Here is a 22297-nt window from a genome sequence, read left to right as displayed (position 1 = left end):
GCTCTGGTGGCTTGTCAAAGGCCTGGCTGCGGGCGAGGGAGGCTTGACATGGGTGGAAGACGGCACTCAAGGTGACCTGGACACGCTATGGAACGGTCCAAAAAGGGTTTCACAGAGGGGTTCCCCATGGTCGATACGCTCGGTGTCGCCGTCGTCGGATTCGGCTGGATGGGACGGGTGCACACCCAGGCCTACGCCCGTGTACGGCACCACTACCCCCGGCTCCCGCTGGTCCCCGAGCTGGTGGCCGTCGCCGAGGAGGTGCCGGGGCGGGCCGAGGAGGCCGCCGCGCAGTTCGGGTTCGCCTCCGCGACCCGGGACTGGCGGGAGGTCGCCGCGGATCCGCGCGTCCAGGCGGTGAGCGTCACCGCGCCCAACTTCCTGCACCGCGAGATCGGTGTCGCGATGGCCGCGGCCGGCAAGCACCTGTGGATCGAGAAGCCGGTGGGCCTGACGGTCGAGGACGCCCGCGCGGTGGCCGACGCGGTAGCCGAGGCGGGCCTGCGCAGCGCGGTCGGCTTCAACTACCGCAACGCGCCCGCCGTGGAGGCCGCCCGCGAGCTGATCGCCGCCGGCGAGCTCGGCACGATCACCCATGTCCGCATGCGGCTGTTCAGCGACTACGCGGCCCACCCCCAGGGCGCCCTGACCTGGCGCTACGAGCGGGAGCGCGGCGGCAGCGGAGTCCTCGGCGACCTCGCCTCGCACGGCGCCGACCTGGCCCGCTTCCTGCTCGGCGACATCACCTCCCTCACGGCCGACACCGCGGTCTTCGTCCCCGAGCGCGCCCGCCCGACCGGCGCCACCGCCGGGCACACCCTCGCCACCGGGGAACTGGGGCCGGTGGAGAACGAGGACTACGTCAACTGCCTGCTGCGCTTCGCCTCCGGGGCCCGGGGTGTCCTGGAGGCCTGCCGGGTCTCGGTCGGCGAGCAGAACAACTACGGCTTCGAGGTGCACGGCACCCGGGGCGCGGTGTTCTGGGACTTCCGCCGCATGGGCGAGCTGAGGGTCGGTCGCGGCACCGGTTACCAGGACCAGGCGGTCTCCACGGTGTACGTCGGCCCGGGCGACGGCGAGTTCGGGGCCTTCCAGCCGGGCGCGGCCAACGCCATGGGCTACGACGACCTCAAGGTGGTGGAGGCGTACCGCTTCCTGCGTTCGGTCGCCGAGGGCACGTCGTACGGGGCCACGCTGACGGACGCCGTGCACAGCGCGGCCGTACTGGACGCGATGGCGCGGTCCGCGGAGAGCGGTGCGTGGGTGGAGCTGTGAAGGGCCTGTTCAGTACGGCATGTTGTAGGGCGTGACCACCTGGATCGCCGACGGTGTCGTGGGGCCCGCCGGTGGCAGCGCCCCGTGCGCGCGCATCACGATGTGGCAGGCCTCCCGCATGTCCTGGCGCAGGTCGTGGTGGAGCACGGCGGACAGGCGGTGTTCGCGCAGCAGGCGGTCGTTGTCGTGGTCGAGGTCGTGGGCCACGAACACCGCGCACTCCCGGCCCAGGTCCTCGAAGGCCTTCAGGGTGGCGATGTTGCCGCCGCCGATCGAGTAGACCGCGCGGATGTCCGGGTCGCGTTCCAGGGCCGCCCGGACGAGCTCGTACTGGGTGGCGTCCAGGCCCTGGCCTTCGGCGATCTCCACCACCGCACGGTCGGGATGCCGGGCGCGCATGGCACTGCGGAAGCCCATCTCGCGTTCCTCCTCGTTGCGGAAGAACCCGCTGCTGAGGCTGGTAAGGACGTTGCCGGGCCGGTCGCCCAGCCACTGGCCGGTCAGATAGGCGGCGGTCGCCCCGGCGGCCCGGTTGTCGATGCCGACGTAGGCGAGCCGTGCCGTGGAGGGCAGGTCGGTGACCAGGGTGACCACGGGAATGCCGGCCTCGGCGAGCCGGCCGACGGCGGCCGTGACCTCGGGGACGTCGGGGGCCTTCAGGATCACGCCCTGGGAGCCGCGCCGGGCGATGCGGTCGAGGATCCTCGTCAGTTCCGTCACCGGGCCCGTCTCGCGGAAGTGGAAGCGGGAGCGCAGGACGGCGGGGTGCAGCGCGGGCAGCTCCGCCTCCAGGGCGGCGCGGACGGCGGTGGAGAAGCGCTCCGGCGTCTGCATCACGATGTCGACCATGAAGGTGCGGCCCACCAGGCGGACCTGGGTGCGCTGCCGGTCCAGGTCGGTGATCGCCTGATGGACCTCGCGGACGGTGTTCTCCCTGACCCCGCCCCTGCCGTTCAGGACCCGGTCGACGGTGGCCTCGCTGAGCCCCGCCTGTCGTGCGATCTCCCGAATGGGGAACGGGTGTCCCACGCGTCTGCTCCTTGAGGGGTTTTTGATGGCCGCCTGCCGGTTGTTCGACGGCTTTGTCATGACAAGAATGACAGCGCTGAGTCGCCCCTGTCACCGAGAGGACGCCGATGTCCTTCACCGCAGTACACCGCCGCGCCTGGCTGTCCGAGCAGGACTGCGACCTCGGCTCCTTCCGCGCGCTCGTCGAGCGGACGGCCGATCCCGCCGAGTACCCGCACGCCCGTGCCGTGGAACGGAACGTGCTGCTGTACGACGCCGAGCGCGTCCGCGGCGCGAGGGACCGCCGTGACGTGCAGGAGGAGCTGGTGCGGGCCCTGACCGACGGGCCGGGGGTGGTGGTCTTCCGGGGGGCGTTCCCCGATCCGGCGGTGGTGGACCGGTTCACCGAGGTCTTCGACTCGCTGATTCGCGAGCAGTACGCGGCGGGCGCGACGGCGGGCGACCACTTCGCGAAGCCCGGCGCCAACGAGCGAGTGTGGAACGCGCTGGAGAAGGCGGCCCTCTACGACCCCGCGGCCTTCGCCGACTACTACGCCAACCCCGTCCTCGCCCTGGTGTCCGAGGCCTGGCTGGGCCCCGGCTACCAGGTCACCTCGCAGGTCAACGTGGTCAACCCGGGCGGTCTCGCGCAGACCGCGCACCGCGACTACCACCTCGGCTTCCTCTCCGACGAGGTCGCGGCCTCCTACCCCGCGCACGTGCACCGTCTCTCCCCCGTGCTCACGCTCCAGGGCGCGGTCGCGCACTGCGACATGCCGGTGGAGTCGGGGCCGACGCTGTACCTGCCGTTCTCGCAGGCGTACGAGCCCGGGTACCTGGCGTGGCGGCGGCCGGAGTTCCAGGCGTACTTCAAGGAGCACCACGTCCAGCTGCCGCTCGCGAAGGGCGACGCCGCCTTCTTCAACCCGGCGCTGTTCCACGCGGCCGGGACCAACCGCACCACGGACGTGCGACGCACGGCCAACCTGCTCCAGATCTCCTCGGCGTTCGGGCGGGCCATGGAGACGGTGGACCGGGAGGCGGTGTCCAACGCGGTCTACCCGGCGCTGCTGCGGCGCAAGGCGGAGGGCGCGGACGCGGAGTGGCTGGAGAACGTGATCGCCGCGAGCGCCGAGGGCTACCCCTTCCCGACCAACCTCGACAGCGATCCCCCGGTCGACGGACTGGCCCCGCCCTCGCAGGCGGACCTCGTGCGGCGGGCGCTCGCCGAGGACTGGAACGCGCGGGTCCTCAGGGACGCGTTGCGGGCAGGCGCCGAGCGGCGCACGAGCTGAAAGGCATGGCACATCCATGGGACTTCTCGACGACAAGGTCGTCCTCGTCAACGGCGGCAGCCAGGGCGTCGGTGCCGCGATCGCCCGGGCCGCCGTCCGTGAGGGGGCGGTCGTGGCCGTCAGCGGGCGCCGGCCGGAACCCGGTGAGGCGCTGGTCGCGGAGCTGGAGGCGGCCGGCGGCAAGGCGCTCTTCGTGCGCGCCGACCTCGCCGACGCCGAGCAGGCCAAGGCCTCCGTCACCCGGGTCGTGGAGGCGTACGGCCGGGTCGACTGCCTGGTGAACTCCGCCGGGCTCACCTCCCGGGGCACCCTCCTCGACACCACGCCCGAGCTGTTCGACCAGCACATCGCGATCAACCTGAAGGCGCCGTTCTTCGCCATGCAGGCGGCCGTCGCGGACATGGTCGGCCGGGGCGCGCCCGGCACGGTCGTCAACATCATCACCTCCTCGGCGCACGGCGGACAGCCTTTCCTCGCCCCCTACGTGGCGGCGAAGGCCGGGCTGATCGGCCTGACCCGCAACGCGGCGCACGCGCACCGCTGGGACCGGGTGCGGATCAACGGCCTGAACATCGGCTGGACGGCGACCGAGGGCGAGGACGCCACCCAGAAGGCCTTCCACGGCGCCGGCGACGACTGGCGCGAGGAGGCCGCGGCCCGGCTCCCGATGGGCAAGCTGGGCCAGCCCGACGAGATCGCCGACTTCGTGGTCCTCCTGCTGTCCGACCGGTCGGGCGTGGTGACCGGATCGGTGATCGACTGGGACCAGAACGTCCTGGGCGGCCTCGACTGACCTCCCCCCTCCCCACCCGCGCAAGACCTCGTGAGACTCCCCGCTCACCGAACACACCGCTCACCGGAAAACCCTCAAGGAGCTGCACCCCCATGCGTATCGGAATCCTCGGCCTCGGCCGCATCGGCGCCTTCCACGCCGAGACCCTCTCCGGACTCGACGCCGTCGAGTCCCTCGTCCTCACGGACCCGTTCGCCGAGGCCGCCAAGTCCGCCGCGGAGCGCTTCGGCGGCGAGGTCGTGGACTCGCCCGAGGCCCTGCTGGCCGCCGGCGTGGACGGCATCGTGGTCGCCGCCGCGACCGACGCCCACCCCGGCCTGATCCTGGCCGGCGTCGAGGCCGGCATCCCCGTCTTCTGCGAGAAGCCCGTCGCCAAGCACATGAGCGAGGGCGTCGAGGTCCTCCGGGCCGTCGAGGGCAGCGAGGTGCCGATCCAGATCGGCTACAACCGCCGCTTCGACACCGGTTTCGTCAACGCGCGGGCCGCCGTGCAGAGCGGTGAGCTGGGCAAGCTGCACACCGTGCGCTCGACCACGCTGGACCCGGCCCCGCCGCCGGCCGCGTACGTGGCCGCCTCCGGGGGCATCTTCCGGGACTGCTCGGTGCACGACTTCGACATCATCCGCTGGGTGACCGGCCGGGAGGTCGTCGAGGTGTACGCCGTGGGCGGCAACCGGGGCGCCGAGTACATCAAGGAGGCGGGCGACGCCGACACCACCGGGGCGATCCTCACCCTGGACGACGGCACCATCGCGGTGGTCTCCAACTCCCGCCACAACGCCCGGGGTTACGACGTCCGCATGGAGATCCACGGCTTCCAGGACTCCATCGCGGTGGGTCTGGAGGACAAGCTGCCGCTGCGCTCGGTCGAGCCCGGTGTGACCTTCCCGGCGGGTACTCCGCACGATTTCTTCATGGACCGCTTCACGGCCGCCTACCGCGCCGAACTCACCGCGTTCACGGAGGTCGTGGCCGGCACCCGCCCCTCGCCGTGCACCATCGCGGACGCCCTGGAGGCGGGCTGGATCGCCGAGGCGTGCACCCTGTCCCTGCACGAGCACCGCCCGGTGACCATCGCCGAGGTCCGCTCCGCCTGACGCCACCGCCGGGTCCCGGGCGCCCGTGCCCGGGGCCCGGTCCGGCGCTGGACGCGCCCGCGACGCCCGTTTACGGTCACGTGATCTCTCCGTACGACCATGAGAGCCCGCCACGTCCGACCGATCCAGGAGTCACGAGCATGCAGGAGTTACCCGACACCGCAGCCCCCCGTACCGTGGCCGTCGTCGGCGCCGGACCGGGCGGCCTGGCCGTCGCCCGCGAACTGGAGCGGGCCGGCCACCGGGTGACCGTCCTGGAGGAGCGGGAGTCGGTGGGCGGGAAGTGCCAGAGCGTGCACGCCGACGGCCGCGCCTACGACCTCGGCGGCCACATCTGCACCAACAGGTACGAACGGATCGCCGAGTTGCTGACGGAACTGGACGTGGAGACGGAGCGCACCAGCCGCTACCGCGTCCTCGACGCCCCCGGAGGAGCCGGGGCCCGGCAGCCGATGACGTTCCTGCGCGACGGCTCCCTGCACCGCTACCGGGCGCTGCGCGAACGGGAGTTCCCGCGCATAGCCGAACCCGGGCTCGCCCACTCCGCCCGGGCCCTGGCCGCTCCCGTGTCCGAGTGGCTCGCCGGGCACGGCCTGGAGTCGATGGCGGACTCCTTCGGCACCGGCTTCACGGCCGCCGGGTACGGCCACCTCGACGACGGCGTACCCGCGCTGTACTTCGTCAAGTACGCGGAGATGACCGGCCTGTTGGACCCCGCCCCCGAACTCCTCGGCCACAGGGGCGACTTCACGGTGGTGGGCGGGTTCGCCACACTGTGGCGCCGGGTCGCTCAGGAGCTGAAGGACGTGCGGTGCGGCGTGCGCGTGACCTCGGTGGAGCGGCGTCCCGACGGGGTGCGGGTGCACACCGACTCGGGGCCGGTCGACGCGGACGACGTGGTGCTGGCCGTGCCGCCGGACCGGATCCTGCCGGCCTCGGACGCCGACGACGAGGAACGCGACCTGGCCGCGCGGATCCGCTCCCACGCCTACCACACCACCCTCGCCGGCGCGTCCGGCCTGCCCGGGGACGCCTTCTACTTCCTCGCCGCCCACACGGCGAGCCGCGAGACGACCGGTCACTGTGTGTCGTACCACCACCGCTACCCGGGCAGCGAGCTGCGGACCTTCTACTCCTACGGCCGCCCAGACGAGGTCACCGCGCTGCTGCGGGAGGACGTCGAGGCGCTCGGCGGGCGGCTCGGCGAGGTGCACCTGGTGCGCGGCTGGGCGTTCATGCCGCACTTCGGGTCCGACGACCTCCGGGACGGCGCGCTGGACCGCCTCGACGCGCTCCAGGGCCGTGACCGCACCTACCACGTCGGCGGACTGCCCGCCTTCGAGCTCGTCGAGTGCGTGGTGGCCCACGCCCAGGACCTCGCACGCCGTCATTTCCCGCCCGCTCAGGGCACACCGATCCGGCGGGACGACCGTCCCGCCCTCAGCCAGGAGGAACCGCGGACATGAGTGAACCGCTGCGCATCGGAGTGCTGGGAGCGGCGCGGATCAGCGAGTCGTCGCTGATCGGTCCGGCCCGGGCGACCGGTCACCGGGTCGTCGCGGTGGCCGCGCGCGACCGGTCCCGTGCCGAGGTCTGGGCGGCCGAGCACGGTGTGGAGCGGGTGGCGGCGTCGTACGCCGAGCTGATCACGGACCCGGAGGTGGAGGTCGTCTACAACCCGCTGGCCAACGGCCTGCACGGGCCCTGGAACCTCGCCGCGCTCGCGGCCGGCAAGCACGTCCTGAGCGAGAAGCCGTCGGCGAGCAACGCGGAGGAGGCCGCCGAGGTGCGGGAGGCGGCCGCGAAGGCCGGGACGGTCTTCATGGAGGCCTTCCACTACCTCTTCCACCCGGTCACCCGGCGCCTCCACGAGATCCTCGCGAGCGGGGAGATCGGCGAGCTGCGGCACGTCGAGGCCCTGGTCGCGATCCCGGCACCGCCCGACAGCGACCCGCGCTGGTCGTTGCCCCTGGCCGGGGGCGCGGTCATGGACCTCGGCTGCTACAGCCTGCACGCGCTGCGGATGCTGGCCCCCTGGGCGGGTGGCACACCGCGGCTGGTCTCCGCGCGGGGCGGGGAGCGGGCGCAGGCGCCCGGGCTCGACGAGTGGCTCGACGCCGACCTGGCCTTCCCCGGCGGGGCGACCGGGTCGGCGCGCTGTCACATGGCGTACGACCGGCTGGAGATGAGCTGCCGGGTCACCGGGTCCCTGGGCGAGGTGCTCGCGCCGAACTTCGTGCTGCCGCACCTCGACGACCGGCTCGTGGTGCGCACGGCGGACGGTGAGCGCACCGAGCGGCTCGGCACCCGGTCGTCGTACACCTACCAGCTGGAGGCGTTCGCGGACCGGGTGCGCGGGGGCGCGGCGCTGCCGCTGGACGCGGACGACGCGGTGGCGACGATGACCCTCGTCGACGCCGCCTACCGGGCGGCGGGGTTCGAGCCGCGGCCGCGCATGTCCTTCTAGGCGTCGCGCAGTTCCGCCAGTTCACGCCGGGCGAGCGACTCCTTGTCGGTCTGGCCCAGTTCACCGAGCACGTCGGCGAGGCAGTCCAGCGCCGAGGTCAACTCGCGCGTGCCGTGCGGCTTGCGGGCCTCGGCCACCGCCGCCTGGGCGCAGGCGCGGGCCTCGGCCGGGTCGCCGGTGGCGGTGTGGCAGCGGGCGAGATCGACCAGAAGCCGTACCCGCAGCGGCAGCACGGTCTCGGGGACGGTCCACGCGAGGGGCCCCCGCAGCGCCTCCCGCGCCTCAGGGCCGACGCCGAGCGCGTCCTCGTGGCGCCCCGACGCCCGCAGCACACCGACCAGTTCGGCGAGCACCTGGGGCCGCACCCGTTCGACGTGCGCCAGCTCCCGCAGCGACATGGCGGCCAGGAGGGCGGCGCACTCCTCGTAGACGGCCACGGACTCCTCGCGGCGGCCGGTCGTGGCGAGCAGCATGCCGTACGTCCGCAGCGCACCCGGCAGACTGCCGAGCGCCCGGTCCCTCCGCTCGGGGGCGGGCAGCCGCCGGTAGGCCGCCACACTCGCCCGCGCCACCGGCACGGCATCCTCGGCCCGCCCCAGCCCCGCGAGCGCCTGCGCCCGCACATCCCCGAGAAAGGCACCCACCGCCGCCGACACCTCGCTCGGTACGCCGACGCTGCCGCCGACCGCCGTGTCCACTTGCGGGGCCTGTGCGACGGTCGCCTCGTCCGCGGCCCCGCACGCCTCCTCGAAGCGGCCGGAGAGCAGCAGCGCGTGGGCGCGCAGTGCCAGAGCGCGGCTCAGGCCGGCCGTGTCGGACGTCGCGCGGTAGGCCGCGACCGCCTCCTCGGCCCAGGCCAGCCGCCGCGCGGGCGAGGGCGGCGGCAGTCCCGCCCAGGACGGCGTGACGCAGTACGACAGCGCGGCCCCCAGCAGCGGTCCGCCCTTCTCCGGCGCCCACCTGGCCGCCGCGCGCGGCAACGGCAGCAGTATCCGTACGACTCCCATGCACACCCCCTCGCCGCCCCGCCGAGGACAGCCGCGCCATGGTGGCACAGGGCGTCCCGAAGATGCCGCGATTCGAGGAGTGCTTAGCGAGCACGAGGGAACTTCGCCGAACTCCCCCTGCGCGGCGGCCGGTCAGCCGTACAGCGCGGGCCGCTCCACGAGTTCGACCGGCACCCGGCCGCCGTCGTTCAGCGAGCGCACGCCGGCCTCGCACACCGCGGCCGCCGCGTAGCCGTCCCACACGCTGGGTCCGGTGACCTCGCCGCGGCGGGTGGCGTCGACCCAGGCCTGGACCTCGCGGTCGTAGGCGTCGGCGAAGCGTTCGACGAAGTCCTGGGCGATGGTGCCGCCCCAGCGCCCTGCCATGTTGGTGACCATGGCGTGGCCGTCGCCGATGCGGGCGGTGCCGCGTTCGCAGACCACCTCGGCCTGGACCTGGTAGCCGAAGCCGCAGTTGACGAAGATCTCGACGTCACTGAGGGCGCCGCCGTCGGTCTCCAGGACGACGAACTGCGGGTCCTGGAGGCCGTCCGGGGCGTTCGCCGAGGGGGTCGGTCGCAGTACCGTCACCGCGGTGATCTCGTGCCCGAGCAGCCAGCGGGTCACGTCGGTCTCGTGCGCCACGGAGTCGCTGATCAGCATGGAGCTGGTGAAGAAGGGCGGGCTGGCGGCGTTGCGGTGCCGGTTGTGCAGCATGAGCGGCCGCCCCAACTGGCCCGTGTCCAGGCAGGACTTGAGCTTCACGTACTCGGCGTCGAAGCGCCGCATGAAGCCCACCTGGACGCGCCGGTGACCGAGCGCCTGCTCGGCCTGAAGGACGCGCAGCGCGGAGGCCGCGTCGGGGGTGAGCGGCTTCTCGCACAGCACCGGCAGGTCGTGCTCCAGGGCCAGCAGCAGCGCCGACTCGTGGGCGGGCCCGGAGGAGGCGATGAGGACGGCGTCCACGTCGGGCGCGGCCATCGCGGCGGCCGGGTCGGTGTGGGCCGTACAGCCGTCCACGCGGGCGGCGACCTGCTTGGCGCGGTCCGCGTCGAGGTCGACGACGGCGCTCACCCGGGCCCCGCTGACCACCTCGTGGAGACGCCGGACGTGGTCGGCGCCCATCTTGCCGGTGCCGATGACGGCGACACCGAGGGTGCCTCGCTCGGTCATGGTCATCCCTCTCAGGCGCCGCAGGACCTCAGGAACCTGCGGGTGCGCACCGCGATCGGCAGCGGCTTGTCCGGCTCGCACGGGTACATGTCCTGTTCGACGATCGCGAACAGCTCCACACCGAGCCCCTGCGCCGCGACCAGCACGGGCTCCAACTCCGGTACACCCGAGGGCGGTTCGCACATCACGCCGCGCTGGACGGCCGGGCCGAAGGGGATCTCGTTCTGCACGACGTCCGCGAGGATCTCCGGGTCGACCTGCTTGAGGTGCAGATAGCCGATGCGTTCGCCGTAGCTCTCGATGAGCTTGACGCTGTCGCCGCCGCAGTAGGCGTAATGCCCGGTGTCCAGGCAGAGGTTGACGAGTTCGGAGTCCGTCGAGTCCAGGAAGTGCTCGACGTGGTCCTCGGTGTCGAGGTGGGTGTCGGCGTGCGGGTGGACGACGAGGTCGAGTCCGTACGTCTCCTTGACCTCGTGGCCGAGACGTTCCATGCCCTTGGTGAGGTGGGCCCACTGCTCGTGGGTCAGCTCGGGCGGCTCCAGGATCTCGGCGGTCCTGTCGTCCCGCCAGAAGGACGGGATGACGACGAGGTGCCGCGCTCCCACGGCCTGGGTGAGCGCGGCGACCTGGCTGACGTGCGCCCAGGTGGACTCCCAGACCGAGGGGCCGCGGTGCAGGCCGGTGAAGACCGTGCCCGCCGAGACCTTCAGGTCACGCCTGGCGATCTCGTCGGTCAGCCGTGCCGGGTCGGTCGGCAGGTAGCCGTACGGCCCCAGCTCGATCCAGGAGTAGCCCGCCTCGGCGACCTCGTCCAGGAAGCGTTCCCACGGCACCTGCGCCGGATCGTCGGCGAACCAGACGCCCCAGGAGTCCGGGGCCGATCCGACGCGGATGCGGTCGAGCGGGGCCGCCACGTCAGGACTTCCCCTCGCCGCCGGCCGCCACGGTGAGGTCTCCCTCTTCCGGGAGGGCTTCGGTGTCGACGCCTCGCACTTGGGACAACTCGTGCTTGAGCGCGGCGAGTTCGGCGCCGCCGGCCATGTGGTTCGTGAGTTCCTCCAGGGTGATCTGATCCCGGGAGGCGGAGAGTTCCATGGTGCCCAGGCGCAGCACGCTGAAGTGGTCGCCGACCATGTAGGCGTGGTGCGGGTTGTGGGTGATGAAGATGACGCCGAGTCCGCGGTCGCGGGCGGCGGCCACGTACTTGAGGACGACGCCGGACTGCTTGACGCCGAGGGCGGCGGTGGGCTCGTCCAGGATGAGGACGCGGGCGCCGAAGTAGACGGCACGCGCGATGGCCACGCACTGGCGCTGGCCGCCGGACAGGGTGCCGATGGGCTGTTCGAGGTCGTCGAGGACGATGCCCATGTTCCGCAGTTCCTCGTCGGCGGTCTTCTTCATCCTCTCGATGTCGAGGCGACGGATCGGCCAGGGGCCCTTGGTCATCTCGGAGCCGAGGAAGAAGTTGCGCCAGACCGGCATCAGGGGGACGACGGCGAGGTCCTGGTAGACGGTGGCGATGCCCTTGTCGAGGGCCTCGCGCGGGGTGGTGAAGTGGACCGGGGTGTTGTCGACGAGGAACTCGCCCTCGGTGTGCTGGTGCAGCCCGGAGATGATCTTGATGAGGGTGGACTTGCCGGCGCCGTTGTCGCCGAGCACGCAGGTCACCTGGCTGGGGTGCACCTTCAGGCTGACGCCGTGCAGGGCGCGGATGTTGCCGTAGGACTTGCCCGCGTTGCGCAGTTCGACGATCGCCCCGTCCCCCGCGGCGGTGTCGGGGGTGTCGGCGAGGATCGCGCCGTGCGTGCCGGTCTCTTCAGTGGTCATGGGTGGGTCACCTCCGGGTCGCCGTGCGGCTGACCCACAGATTGATCAGGACGGCGCCGAGCAGCATCACGCCGAGGAAGGCCTTGAACCAGTCCGGGTTCCAGTTGGCGTAGACGATGCCCTGCTGGACCATGCCGAACATGAACGCCCCGAACACCGGCCCGATCGCCGAGCCCGCGCCGCCGGTCAGCAGACAGCCGCCGATCACCGCGGCCGAGATGTAGATGAGCTCCTGGCCCACGCCCTCGCCGGACTGCACGGTGTTGAAGGAGAACAGGTTGTGCATCCCGACGAACCAGGCGGCGAAGCCGACCAGCATGAACAGGCTGATCTTGGTGAAGTTCACCGGCACGCCGACCGCGCGGGCGGAGTCCTTGTTGCCGCCGACCGCGAAGATCCAGTTGCCGTACTTGGTGCGCAGCAGCACCCAGGTGGCCAGGGCGGCGAAGACGAGCCAGTAGACGATGGTGATCTTGATCTGGACGCCGGCCACTTCGAAGGAGTTCGCGAAGACCTTCTTGGCCTGGTCGAAGCCGTCCATGTCGCTGATGTCGTCGGTGGCCACGTTCCCGGTGACCAGCTTGGTCACCGCGAGGTTGACGCCCTGGAGGATCAGGAACGTGCCCAGGGTGATCAGGAAGCTCGGCAGCCCGGTCCTGACGACCAGCCAGCCGTTGAGGAACCCGATTCCCAGCGCCACCAGCAGCGCCACGAAGACGCCCACCCACACGTTCAGGGTGAGCTGGAAGGCGAACATGCTCGCGGTCAGCGCCGAGGTGATCACCGCGACACCCGAGGACAGGTCGAACTCCCCGCCGATCATCAGCAGGGCGACCGGCAGCGCCATGATCCCGATCGTGGACGACTGGTAGAGGATGTTCGCCATCGCGCTGCCCTCGCGCACCGGCGGAGCGGCGATCAGGAAGAACACCCACACCGCCACAGCGCCCAGGAACACCCCGACCTCGGGGCGCGCCAACAGCCGCAGGGCGAGCGGTCGTTCCGCGGTCCGGCCGTCCTTCACCTGGCCGGGGCCGGGGGCCGGCGGTGTGGTCACCGCCGGCTCGGCGTGCTGGGTCATACCCATCACCTGGTGCCCTTCGCGGCGAACTTCGCCACGGCGTCCACGTTCGACTTGTCCACGAAGGCCGGGCCGGTGAGCACCGGCTGCTCGCCGCCACCCATGTAGTTGCCGTTGTTCTTGTACAGCCACAGCGAGTCGATCGCCAGGTAGCCCTGGAGGTAGGGCTGCTGGTCGACGGCGAAGGCGATGGTGCCCTTGCTGATGGCGGTCGTCAGGTCCTTGTTGAGGTCGAAGGTGGCGACCTTCGCCTTGCTGCCCGCGTCGGACCCCGCCTGCGACGCGGTCAGCGCGATGGGCGCACCGAGGGCCACGACGTAGTCGATGGACTTGTCCTGGCTGAGCTTGGCGGTGATGGTCGACTTCACCGACGGCATGTCGGCGCCGTTGACGTTCAGCGTCTGGAACTTGCCGGTGAAGGTCTTCTTCACGCCGTCGCAGCGCTGCGTGAGGCCGATGTTGCCCTGCTCCTGGATGACACAGACGGCGCTCTTGGCGCCCTCCTGGTTCAGCCGCTTGCCGAGCGCCTCACCGGCGACCGTCTCGTCCTGGCCGAAGAACTCCATCAGGCCGAGCTTCTGCCACTCGCTGACACCGGAGTTGAGGCCGACGACGGGTATGCCGGCCGCCTTCGCCTTGGCGACGACGTCCTTGAGGGCGTCGGGCTTGGCGAGGGTGATCGCGATGCCGTCGACCTTCTGGTCGATCGCGTTCTGCACCAGGTTGGCCTGGCCACCCGCGCTCGGGTCGGCCGAGTAGACCAGCTTGACGTTGTCCTTGTTCGCGGCGGCCTGGGCGCCCTTGCGGACGATGTCCCAGAAGGTGTCGCCCGGCGACTGGTGGGTGACCAGGGCGATGGTCATCCGGGGCGTGGTGGCCTTGCCCGCGGAGGCGCCGTCCGCGCTCTCCTCGGACTTCTTGCCGCCCGAGCTGCTGGAGCAGCCGGCGAGCGTCAGGGCCGCGGCCGCGGCGAGGGCCACGACGGGGGCGAATCTCCGCGAACGGGAGAGAGAAGAGCGGTCCATCTTTCCTTGCACCTCACTGTGCGACGGGGAGTACGTCGGGAAAGGGGGTGGGAGCTGTGAAAACGCGCCAACTTGTGTTGGGACGGGATACAACTCCCCTGGCGCTGCCGCTGTCAATACTTTGTTAAGACATCATTTCACGAACAGGTCCGAATGTAAGTACAAACTATTGACAGGCTCACCCTTCGAGTCCTACACCTGGGATGCAACGGGCCCGGAGGGCCTCGCATCCCCAGTCCGGACCGAGGAGCGTCGCGCATGGTCGAGCCAGTGCAGCAGTTCGACGTGATCAGTATGGGCCGTATCGGAGTTGATCTCCACCCGCACCGGCCTGGGGTGCCAGGGCCCCGGAACGGGTCCTCCGGGAGGTTCCTCGGAGGTCCGGCCGCGGATGTCGCGGTCACCGCCGCCCGGCTGGGCCGCTCCACCGCCGTCATCACCCGCACCGGCGCCGATTCCTTCGGCGCGTATCTCCACCAGACCCTCACCGAGTCCGGCGTCGACAACCGCTGGGTGACCCGGACGGCGGCCTCCGCGACGCCGGTCGCCGACGCTCCCGACCTGGAGATACACACGGACGAGCTCGACTACTTCGCCATCCGCGCGGCCCGGATCTTCTGGATCACCGGGACCGGGCTGAGCGCGGAGCCGAGCCGGTCGGCCACGCTCGCCGCCCTCAAGTGCCGGGACCGGGCGGCCACCACGGTGATCGAGCTGGACTGGCGGCCCGCGCCGGGGAGCGACCCGGCCCGGACGGGCCCTGACGAACCCCGTGCCGACTACGCGGAGGCCCTGCGGCGCGCGTACGCCGAGGCCCTGCGGCACGCGACCGTCGCGGTCGGCGACCTCGACGCGTGCGAGATCGCCACCGGAGTGCGTGACCCTCACGGCTGCGCCGAGGCGCTGCTCGCGGCGGGAGTGGAGCTGGCCGTGGTGAAGCGTGGCCCGAAGGGCGTCCTCGCCGTGCACCGCGACGGCACCACCGCCGACGTGCCGTCCGCCCCCGTGGAGGCCCCCGCGGCCGCCAACGGCACGGGCGACGGGTTCGGCGGCGCGCTGTGCCACGGCCTGCTCTCCGGCTGGGAGCTGGAGAGGACCGTCCGCTACGCCCACACGGCCCGCACCTCTCTCGACGGCGCCTTGCGGTGACCGGCCCGCTCGCCCCGTACCGCCGGTACGACCTGTACCACCGCCTCCCCCTCGACACGGCACCGGAGAAGTCCTGATGAGCACCACCACCCGCCTGACCGTCGCCCAAGCCCTGGTGCGGTTCCTGTCCGTCCAGTACACGGAGCGGGACGGCGTACGGCACCGGCTGATCGCCGGGACCTGGGGCATCTTCGGCCACGGGAACGTGGCGGGGATCGGACAGGCCCTCCTGGAGGCCGGCGAGGACGCCATGCCGTTCCACCAGGGCCGCAACGAGCAGGCCATGGTCCACGCGGCGGTCGGCCACGCCCGCCAGCTGAACCGGCTGTCGGCCCAGGCGGTCACCACGTCGATCGGCCCGGGCGCCACGAACCTGGTCACCGGCGCGGCCCTGGCCACCATCAACCGCCTCCCGGTCCTGCTGCTGCCCGGCGACTACTTCGCCACGCGCCCCGCCGACCCGCTGCTCCAGCAGCTGGAGCACCCCACCGAGGCGGACGTGTCGGTGAACGACACCCTGCGCCCGGTCTCCCGGTACTTCGACCGGATCCACCGCCCCGAGGCCCTTATCCCGTCCGCCCTCCAGGCCATGCGCGTCCTGTCGGACCCGGCCGAGACCGGCGCGGTCACCCTCGCACTCCCCCAGGACGTCCAGGCGGAGGCCTACGACTGGCCCGAGGAGTTCTTCGCCGAGCGGGTGTGGCGGGTACGGCGTCCCGCGCCCGACCCGGTGGAACTGGCGGAGGCGGTCCGGGTGATCCGCGCGGCGGCCCGCCCGGTGATCGTGGCGGGCGGCGGCGTCCACCACAGCGAGGCCGAGCAGGCCCTGAAGGCCCTCGTGGACACCACCGGCATCCCCGTCACGTCCACCCAGGCGGGCAAGGGCTCGCTGCGCCACGACCACCCCGCCGACCTGGGCGGCATCGGCCACACCGGCACCGCCGTCGCCGACGACCTCGCCCGCACCGCGGACCTGGTCATCGGCGTGGGCACCCGCTACTCCGACTTCACCACCGCCTCCGGCACCCTCTTCCAGAACCCGGACGTACGCTTCCTCAACCTCAACATCACCGCCTTCGACGCCCACAAGCTGGCCGCGCGGACGGTCGTGTGCGATGCGCGGGCGGGTCTGGAAGCACTGACCTCGGCACTGGCGGGCCACCGCGTGGACGCGGCGTACGAGGCCGAGTACGGCAGCGGCAAAGAGCGCTGGGAGCAGGTCGTGGCGCGGGCCTTCGAGGCGCCCGACGAGCACGCCGTCCCCACCCAGACCCAGCTGCTCGGCGCGCTGGACGCGGCCGTCGGCGACGAGGACGTGGTGATCAACGCGGCCGGCTCGCTCCCCGGCGACCTGCACAAGCTGTGGCGGACCCGCAGCCCGCGCCAGTACCACCTGGAGTACGGCTACTCCTGCATGGGCTACGAGATCCCGGCGGCGATCGGCGTCCAGCAGGCCACCCCCGACACCCCCGTGTGGGCGCTGGTCGGCGACGGCACCTACCTGATGATGCCGACCGAGCTGGTCACCGCCGTCCAGGAGGGCCTGCCGATCAACCTGGTGCTCGTCCAGAACCACGGGTACGCCTCGATCGGCGGCCTCTCCGAGACGGTGGGCGGTGAGCGCTTCGGCACGGCCTACCGCTACCGGGCCGCCGACGGCACCTTCAGCGGGGCCCCGCTCCCGGTCGATCTGGCCGCCAACGCGGCGAGCCTCGGCATGGACGTGCTGCGCGCCAAGACCGTGCGGGAGCTGCGCGAGGCCCTGGCCGCGGCCCGCGCCTCGGACCGCCCGACCTGCGTCTACGTCGAGACGGACACCGCGAACCCGGCCGCTCCCCCGGCCGAGGCCTGGTGGGACGTACCGGTGGCCCAGACGGCGTCGCGCGAGGCCGCGGTGGCCGCGCGGACGGAGTACGACCGGCAGACGGCCGCGCGCCGCACCCACCTCTGACCTCACGACCGGCAGACGGCCCCCGCCGCACCCACCTCTGCCCCGCCCCCGACCCGCTGAGGGAGGTACCCCCATGGCGAAGCCCGGTGCCATGTCCCGTGCCGCGACCGCGCCCGCGCTCGACTCGCTGGACTTCGCCCTGGACCGGGGCAGCCCGGTGCCGCTGTACTACCAGCTCGCCCGGCAGCTGGAGGAGGCGATCGAGCACGGCGTGCTCGCCCCGGGAAACCTCCTGGGCAACGAGATCGACCTCTCGATCCGCCTCGGCCTGTCCCGCCCGACCGTCCGCCAGGCCATCCAGACCCTGGTGGAGAAGGGCCTGCTGGTCCGGCGGCGCGGGGTGGGCACCCAGGTGGTGCACAGCCAGGTCAAGCGCCCCCTGGAGCTCAGCAGCCTCTACGACGACCTGGAGGCGGCCGGCCAGGGTCCGGCGACACGGGTGGTCCGCAACGAGACCGTACCGGCGTCCGCCGACGTGGCCGCCGCGCTGTCGGTACCGGAGGGCGGCGAGGTCATGCTCCTGGAACGGCTGCGCCTGACCCACGGCCAGCCGGTCGCGCTGCTCTGCAACTACCTCCCCGCCGGGCTGCTCGCCCTGGACAGCGACCGCCTCGAGTCCACCGGCCTCTACCGCATGCTCCGCACGGCCGGCATCACCCTGCACAGCGCCCGCCAGACCATCGGCGCCCGCCGCGCCACCGGGGAGGAGGCCGCCCGGCTCGACGAACAGGAGGGCAGCGCGGTCCTGACCATGCAGCGCACAGCCTTCGACGACACCGGCCGCCCGGTCGAGTACGGCACCCACATCTACCGGGCCTCGCGGTACGCCTTCGACTTCCAGCTGCTGGTCAGGCCCTGAGCGCCGGAGTCAGGGCGAACGCCGTCTCGACGAGGGCGATGTGGCTGGACGCCTGCGGGGTGTTGCCGAGGTGCCGTCCGGCGTCCGGGTCCCACTGCTCCGCCAGCAGTCCGACGTCGTTGCGTACGTCCAGGACCCGTCCGAAGAGCTCCCGCGCGCGCTCCGGCTGCCCGGTGGCGGAGAGGGCCTCGGCGTACCAGAGGGAGCACGCGACGAAGGTGCCCTCGGTGCCGCCCAGACCGTCGAGGTCCTGCCCGCCGTCGCCGGTGCGGCCCTGGCCGTAGCGGCGCAGGAACCCGCCGTGCTCCAGACGGCGCATCGCGTGCACGGTGCCGAGGACGCGCGGGTCGGTGGCGGGCAGGAAGCCGAGACGGGGGATCAGCAGGGCCGAGGCGTCCAGCGCCGACGAGCCGTAGGACTGCACGAAGGACCGCTGCCCGGGGTCCCAGCCCTGCCGGCAGACCTCGCGGTGGATCTCGTCGCGCAGTGACCGCCAGCGGGCCGAGGAGCCGGTACGGCCCAGTGCCTCCCCCATGCGCAGGGCGCGGTCGGCGGCCACCCAGGCCATGACCCTGGAGTGCACGAACCGCCGGCCGGGGCCGGGCACCTGCCACAGTCCGTGGTCCGGTTCGCGCCAGTGCCGTCGGAGGTGGTCCATGAACGCCTCGACGAGGGTCCACATATGGGCGGCGATCGGGATGCCCGCGCGCAGGGCCAGCCAGAGCGTGTCCAGGACCTCGCCGTAGACGTCGAGTTGGAACTGGTGTGCTGTGGAGTTCCCGAACCGGACCGGTCGTGAGCCGGCGTAACCGGGCAGCCAGGGGGCCTCCGTCTCCGGCAGGAGCCGCTGCCCGCCGACGCCGTAGACGGTCTGGAGGTCGCCGGGGTCCCCCGCGATGGCCCGCACCAGCCAGTCCAGCCAGGCCCTGGCCTCGTCGCGGTACCCGCTGCGCAGGAGGCAGGACAGGGCGAGGGTCGAGTCGCGCAGCCAGCAGAACCGGTGGTCCCAGTTGCGCTCTCCCCCGATACTGCCGGGCAGTGAGGTGGTCGCGGCCGCGACGATGCCGCCGGTGGGCGCGTAGGTGAGGGCCTTGAGGGTGACGAGGGAACGCACCACCGCGTCCCGCCACGGCCCCTGGTACCGGCAGCGGGCGGTCCAGCGGTGCCAGTGGTCGACGGTCTCCTTGAGCACGGTCTCCGCGGGGAGGGGCAGGGGTGCGGGCGGCTCGGGCCGGTGCGAGGGGGCCCAGACCAGCGTCAGCGTGAGCCGGTGTCCTGCGGTCAGGGTCATGTCCCAGTCGACCGTGTCCGGGCCGGGTGCGACCCGGACGATGCCGTCGGCGCCCAGCCAGACGGCGTCCGGCCCGGCGACCGCGACGGTGCAGTGGCCGAGGTCCCGCACCCACGGCACGACCCGCCCCTGGTGGAACCGCAGCCGCAGCGCGCTGCGCACGGTCACGGTGCCCGAGAGCCCCTCGACCACCCGCACGAGGCTGGGCAGCCGGGCACGGGGCGGCATGAAGTCGGTGACGCGGACGGTGCCGGCCGGTGTCTCCCACAGGGAGTCCAGGACCAGCGTGCCCGGCCGGTAGGCACGGCTGGTGCAGCGGCCGCCGCTCGTCGGCGCGAGACGCCAGAACCCGTTGTCCTCGGTGCCCAGCAGGGCGGCGAGACAGGCCGGGGAGTCGAAGCGGGGCAGGCAGAGCCAGTCGACGGAACCGTCCCTGCCGACCATGGCGGCGGTCTCCTGGTCGCCGACGAGGGCGTAGTCCTCGATGGGCGCGCTGATGGGTGTGTTCATCGGTGTGTTCATGGGTGCGTTCATGACCGGAGGTACACCCCCGCCCTGCCCTCGTCGCGTTCGGCCAGGTGCAGCAGCGGCTCCCACCAGGACCGGTGGGTGCGGTACCAGTCGACGGTCTCCGCGAGACCGGCGGCCAGGTCCCGGCGCGGGTCGAAGCCGAGTTCGTCGCGGATCTTCCTGGCGTCGACCGCGTAGCGCCGGTCGTGGACCGTGTGGTCGGTGACGATGCCGACCCGGCTCCAGTCGGCGTCGCACGCGTGCAGCAGCAGGGCGGTCACATCCCGCACGGACCGTTCGTTCCCGGCGCCGATGTTGTAGACCTCGCCGGGGCGGCCGCGGGTGCGGACGAGTTCGATGCCCCGGACGTGGTCGTCGACGTGGATCCAGTCGCGGACGTCGTGTCCGCCGCCGTGCAGGAGCACCGGCCGGCCCTCCAGCAGCAGGCAGATGAAGCGGGGCACGAGCCGCTCGGGGAACTGCCGGGGCCCGTAGGTGGTGCAGCCCCGGGCGACCCGGACGTCGAGGCCGTGGGTGCGGTGCCAGGCCAGCGCGATCAGGTCCGAGGCGGCCTTGCTGGCGGCGCGGGGCGAGTTGGGCCGCAGCGGGTCGGTCTCCGGCCAGGATCCGGCGCGGATCGAGCCGTACACCTCGTCGGAGGAGATGTGCACGAACCGCTTCGGGCCGTGTCGCAGGGCCGCGTCGACGAGGGTCTGGGTGCCGAGCACATTGGTGCGCACGCAGGCCTCGGCCTCGTGGCCCGGTCGGTCGACGCGGGTCTCGGCGGCGAAGTGCACGACCTGGTCGTGTGCCGTGAGCAGGTCGTCGACGAGTTCCTGGTCGCAGATGTCGCCCCGGACGAAGGCGAAGTGATCCGTACGGCGCAGGTCGTCGAGGCCGGCCGGGCGGCCGGCGTGGGTGAGCGCGTCGAGGACGGTCACCGTGACGTCGGCGGGGCCGTCGGGGCCGAGCAGCGCACGGACGTAGTGCGAGCCGACGAACCCGGCTCCACCGGTGACCAGGATGCGGGTGCGCGTCATGACGGGACCGGCGCCCTGCGGTGAGTGCGGCACACCGACGGGGTCGCCGCACGTGTGGAGGGCCGGGCCCCGCCGCGGGAGCCGAGCGGGCGCGGGCGTGGGTGCGTGGCCGCCGTGGGCCCGGTCATGGTGCTCCGCCTTGTCGTCGCACAGCCTGCCGGGGCCGCCCCGGGGCGTGCAGGGTCCAGCCCGCCGCGCGCCAGGCCGCCGCGTCGAGGGTGTGGCGGGCGTCGAGAATCGCGCGGGTGCGCACCACCTCGGCCAGCTCGGCGGGGTCGAGGTCCCGGTACTGGGGCCAGTCGGTCAGGTGCAGCACCAGATCCGCCTGGTCGCACGCCTTGGTGACGTCCGGTGCGAACAGGAGGGCCGGGTGCACGGCGCGCGCGTTGTCGGCCGCCTCGGGGTCGTGGACGCGCACCAGCGCTCCCCGCCGTCGTACGGCCTCGGCGACGGCGAGCGCGGGCGAGTCCCGGACGTCGTCGCTGCCGGGTTTGAAGGCGGCGCCCAGGACGCCGATCCGGCGGCCCGTGAAGGACCCGCCGACCAGGTGCGCGGCGAGTTCGACGGTCCGCAGCCGCTGCCGGGAGTTGATCGCGTCGATCTGGCGGAGGAAGGCCACCGACTCCCCGAGGCCCAGGTCCTCCACCCCGGCCGCGAAGGCCCGGATGTCCTTGGGCAGGCAGCTGCCGCCGAAACCCAGCCCGGGGACGAGGGAGCCCGGCCCGATGCGGGGGTCGGCACCCATGGCCCGGGCCAGGGTCAGGACGTCGGCGCCGGTGGCGTCGCAGATCTCCGCCATGGCGTTGATGAAGGAGACCTTGGTGGCGAGGAAGGAGTTGGAGGCGAGTTTGACCAGTTCGGCGGTGGCGGGGTCGGTGGCGACGAAGGGAGTGCCGAGCCTCGTCAGGGGCGCGTAGACGTCCCGCAGCCGTGCTTCCGCCCACGCGGCCCCGACGCCCGCCACGATGCGCAGGGGCCGCGTGGCGTCCTGGACCGCACAGCCCTCGCGCAGGAACTCCGGGTTCCAGGCGACGTCGGCGGCGCTGCCGAGCCGCCCGGTCAGGCGCTGGGCCGTCCCCACCGGCACGGTGGATCTGCCGACGACGAGGACCCGTTCGTCCCGTTCCTCGGGCAGGTGTGCGGCCAGCTCGTCCACGGCCGCTTCGACGTACCGCAGGTCCGCGGCGCCGGAACCGGGCAGGGGCGGTGTTCCGACGCAGACGAAGTGGGTGGCGGCGAACCGGGCGGCCTCGGCCGTCGAGGTGGTGAAGCGCAGCCGTCCGCTGTCCACGCCGCGCTTGAGCAGTCCGCCCAGACCGGGCTCGAAGAACGGCGGCCGGCCCGCGGTGAGCGCCGCGATCCGTTCCGGGTCGACGTCCGCGCCGAGGACCTGGTGACCGAGGTCCGCCATGCAGGCGGCGTGGACGGCTCCCACGTATCCGGTGCCGATGACGGTGAGGCGCATGTCGA

19 protein-coding genes are annotated in these 22297 nt (G+C 72.5%); 9 read left to right on the top strand and 10 right to left on the bottom strand.

What is annotated here, in order from left to right; all coding sequences use genetic code 11:
* Positions 1-126: 126 nt before the first annotated feature.
* Positions 127-1275, top strand: coding sequence for a Gfo/Idh/MocA family protein (locus tag IF54_RS0106350; protein ID WP_030315387.1), 1149 nt, complete (start codon positions 127-129; stop codon positions 1273-1275).
* Between the two features lie 9 nt (positions 1276-1284).
* On the opposite strand, the gene IF54_RS0106345 is transcribed toward IF54_RS0106350, so the two are convergent.
* Positions 1285-2304, bottom strand: a complete 1020-nt coding sequence (locus IF54_RS0106345) for a LacI family DNA-binding transcriptional regulator (protein WP_020135336.1) — start codon at positions 2302-2304, stop codon at positions 1285-1287.
* 107 nt (positions 2305-2411) lie between these two features.
* Between IF54_RS0106345 and IF54_RS0106340 the strand changes: the two genes are divergently transcribed.
* From IF54_RS0106340 to IF54_RS0106320, 5 genes are all read left to right on the top strand, one after another.
* Positions 2412-3578 carry a phytanoyl-CoA dioxygenase family protein gene (locus IF54_RS0106340; protein WP_030315384.1) on the top strand — a complete coding sequence of 389 codons (1167 nt, stop codon included), beginning with the start codon at positions 2412-2414 and terminating at the stop codon, positions 3576-3578.
* A 16-nt stretch (positions 3579-3594) separates the two neighbouring features.
* Positions 3595-4371 carry an SDR family oxidoreductase gene (locus IF54_RS0106335; protein WP_030315382.1) on the top strand — a complete coding sequence of 259 codons (777 nt, stop codon included), beginning with the start codon at positions 3595-3597 and terminating at the stop codon, positions 4369-4371.
* A gap of 92 nt (positions 4372-4463) precedes the next feature.
* Complete coding sequence (locus IF54_RS0106330) at positions 4464-5468, top strand: Gfo/Idh/MocA family oxidoreductase (RefSeq protein WP_030315377.1); 1005 nt, start codon at positions 4464-4466, stop codon at positions 5466-5468.
* 140 nt (positions 5469-5608) lie between these two features.
* On the top strand, positions 5609-6934 hold the full coding sequence (locus IF54_RS0106325) for a protoporphyrinogen/coproporphyrinogen oxidase (RefSeq protein WP_030315376.1): 1326 nt from the start codon (positions 5609-5611) through the stop codon (positions 6932-6934).
* A complete protein-coding gene (locus IF54_RS0106320; RefSeq protein ID WP_030315374.1) occupies positions 6931-7935 on the top strand; it encodes a Gfo/Idh/MocA family protein in 1005 nt (334 codons plus the stop codon). The genes IF54_RS0106325 and IF54_RS0106320 overlap by 4 nt, the downstream gene beginning before the upstream one ends.
* On the opposite strand, the gene IF54_RS0106315 is transcribed toward IF54_RS0106320, so the two are convergent.
* From IF54_RS0106315 to IF54_RS0106290, 6 genes are all read right to left on the bottom strand, one after another.
* The gene (locus IF54_RS0106315; RefSeq protein WP_030315372.1) at positions 7932-8942 is read right to left on the bottom strand and encodes a hypothetical protein; all 1011 of its coding nucleotides are present in this window, start codon (positions 8940-8942) and stop codon (positions 7932-7934) included. The two genes, IF54_RS0106320 and IF54_RS0106315, sit on opposite strands and share 4 nt — an antisense overlap.
* Before the next feature lie 132 nt (positions 8943-9074).
* Positions 9075-10094: a Gfo/Idh/MocA family protein gene (locus IF54_RS0106310; protein WP_030315369.1), complete on the bottom strand. Its 1020-nt coding sequence runs from the start codon at positions 10092-10094 to the stop codon at positions 9075-9077.
* An 11-nt stretch (positions 10095-10105) separates the two neighbouring features.
* On the bottom strand, positions 10106-11008 hold the full coding sequence (locus IF54_RS0106305) for a sugar phosphate isomerase/epimerase family protein (RefSeq protein WP_030315366.1): 903 nt from the start codon (positions 11006-11008) through the stop codon (positions 10106-10108).
* A 1-nt stretch (position 11009) separates the two neighbouring features.
* A complete protein-coding gene (locus tag IF54_RS0106300; protein ID WP_030315364.1) occupies positions 11010-11921 on the bottom strand; it encodes an ATP-binding cassette domain-containing protein in 912 nt (303 codons plus the stop codon).
* 7 nt (positions 11922-11928) lie between these two features.
* Positions 11929-13008: an ABC transporter permease gene (locus tag IF54_RS0106295; RefSeq protein ID WP_030315361.1), complete on the bottom strand. Its 1080-nt coding sequence runs from the start codon at positions 13006-13008 to the stop codon at positions 11929-11931.
* Complete coding sequence (locus IF54_RS0106290; protein WP_028809242.1) at positions 13008-14027, bottom strand: sugar ABC transporter substrate-binding protein; 1020 nt, start codon at positions 14025-14027, stop codon at positions 13008-13010. Before IF54_RS0106290 ends, IF54_RS0106295 begins: the two co-directional genes overlap by 1 nt.
* 258 nt (positions 14028-14285) lie before the next feature.
* Here IF54_RS0106290 and IF54_RS0106285 point away from each other — a divergent pair, with 258 nt between their 5' ends.
* The 3 genes from IF54_RS0106285 to IF54_RS0106270 all read left to right on the top strand — a co-directional run bounded on the left by IF54_RS0106285 (position 14286) and on the right by IF54_RS0106270 (position 17986).
* Positions 14286-15176, top strand: a complete 891-nt coding sequence (locus IF54_RS0106285; RefSeq protein WP_051735344.1) for a PfkB family carbohydrate kinase — start codon at positions 14286-14288, stop codon at positions 15174-15176.
* 76 nt (positions 15177-15252) lie between these two features.
* The gene (gene iolD, locus IF54_RS0106275; protein WP_030315358.1) at positions 15253-17127 is read left to right on the top strand and encodes a 3D-(3,5/4)-trihydroxycyclohexane-1,2-dione acylhydrolase (decyclizing); all 1875 of its coding nucleotides are present in this window, start codon (positions 15253-15255) and stop codon (positions 17125-17127) included.
* 73 nt (positions 17128-17200) lie between these two features.
* Positions 17201-17986 (top strand): GntR family transcriptional regulator, encoded by a 786-nt coding sequence (locus IF54_RS0106270; protein ID WP_030315357.1) that lies wholly within the window; start codon positions 17201-17203, stop codon positions 17984-17986.
* Here the strand turns inward: IF54_RS0106270 and IF54_RS0106265 are convergent.
* The 3 genes from IF54_RS0106265 to IF54_RS0106255 all read right to left on the bottom strand — a co-directional run bounded on the left by IF54_RS0106265 (position 17976) and on the right by IF54_RS0106255 (position 22292).
* Positions 17976-19787: a glycoside hydrolase family 15 protein gene (locus IF54_RS0106265; RefSeq protein WP_234438919.1), complete on the bottom strand. Its 1812-nt coding sequence runs from the start codon at positions 19785-19787 to the stop codon at positions 17976-17978. The genes IF54_RS0106270 and IF54_RS0106265 overlap by 11 nt on opposite strands.
* A 20-nt stretch (positions 19788-19807) precedes the next feature.
* Entirely contained in the window at positions 19808-20827 is a 1020-nt protein-coding gene (locus tag IF54_RS0106260; protein ID WP_030315352.1) for a dTDP-glucose 4,6-dehydratase, read from the bottom strand.
* Positions 20828-20951: 124 nt separating this feature from the next.
* Complete coding sequence (locus IF54_RS0106255) at positions 20952-22292, bottom strand: UDP-glucose dehydrogenase family protein (RefSeq protein WP_030315350.1); 1341 nt, start codon at positions 22290-22292, stop codon at positions 20952-20954.
* Between the last annotated feature and the right edge of the window lie 5 nt (positions 22293-22297).

It is taken from the genome of Streptomyces sp. NRRL B-3229, from assembly GCF_000719505.1.
GTDB classification, from domain to species: Bacteria; Actinomycetota; Actinomycetes; order Streptomycetales; family Streptomycetaceae; genus Streptomyces; species Streptomyces griseorubiginosus.
The sequence above is the reverse complement of the archived record's forward strand: the minus strand, read 5'-3'. Positions and strand labels throughout refer to the sequence as shown.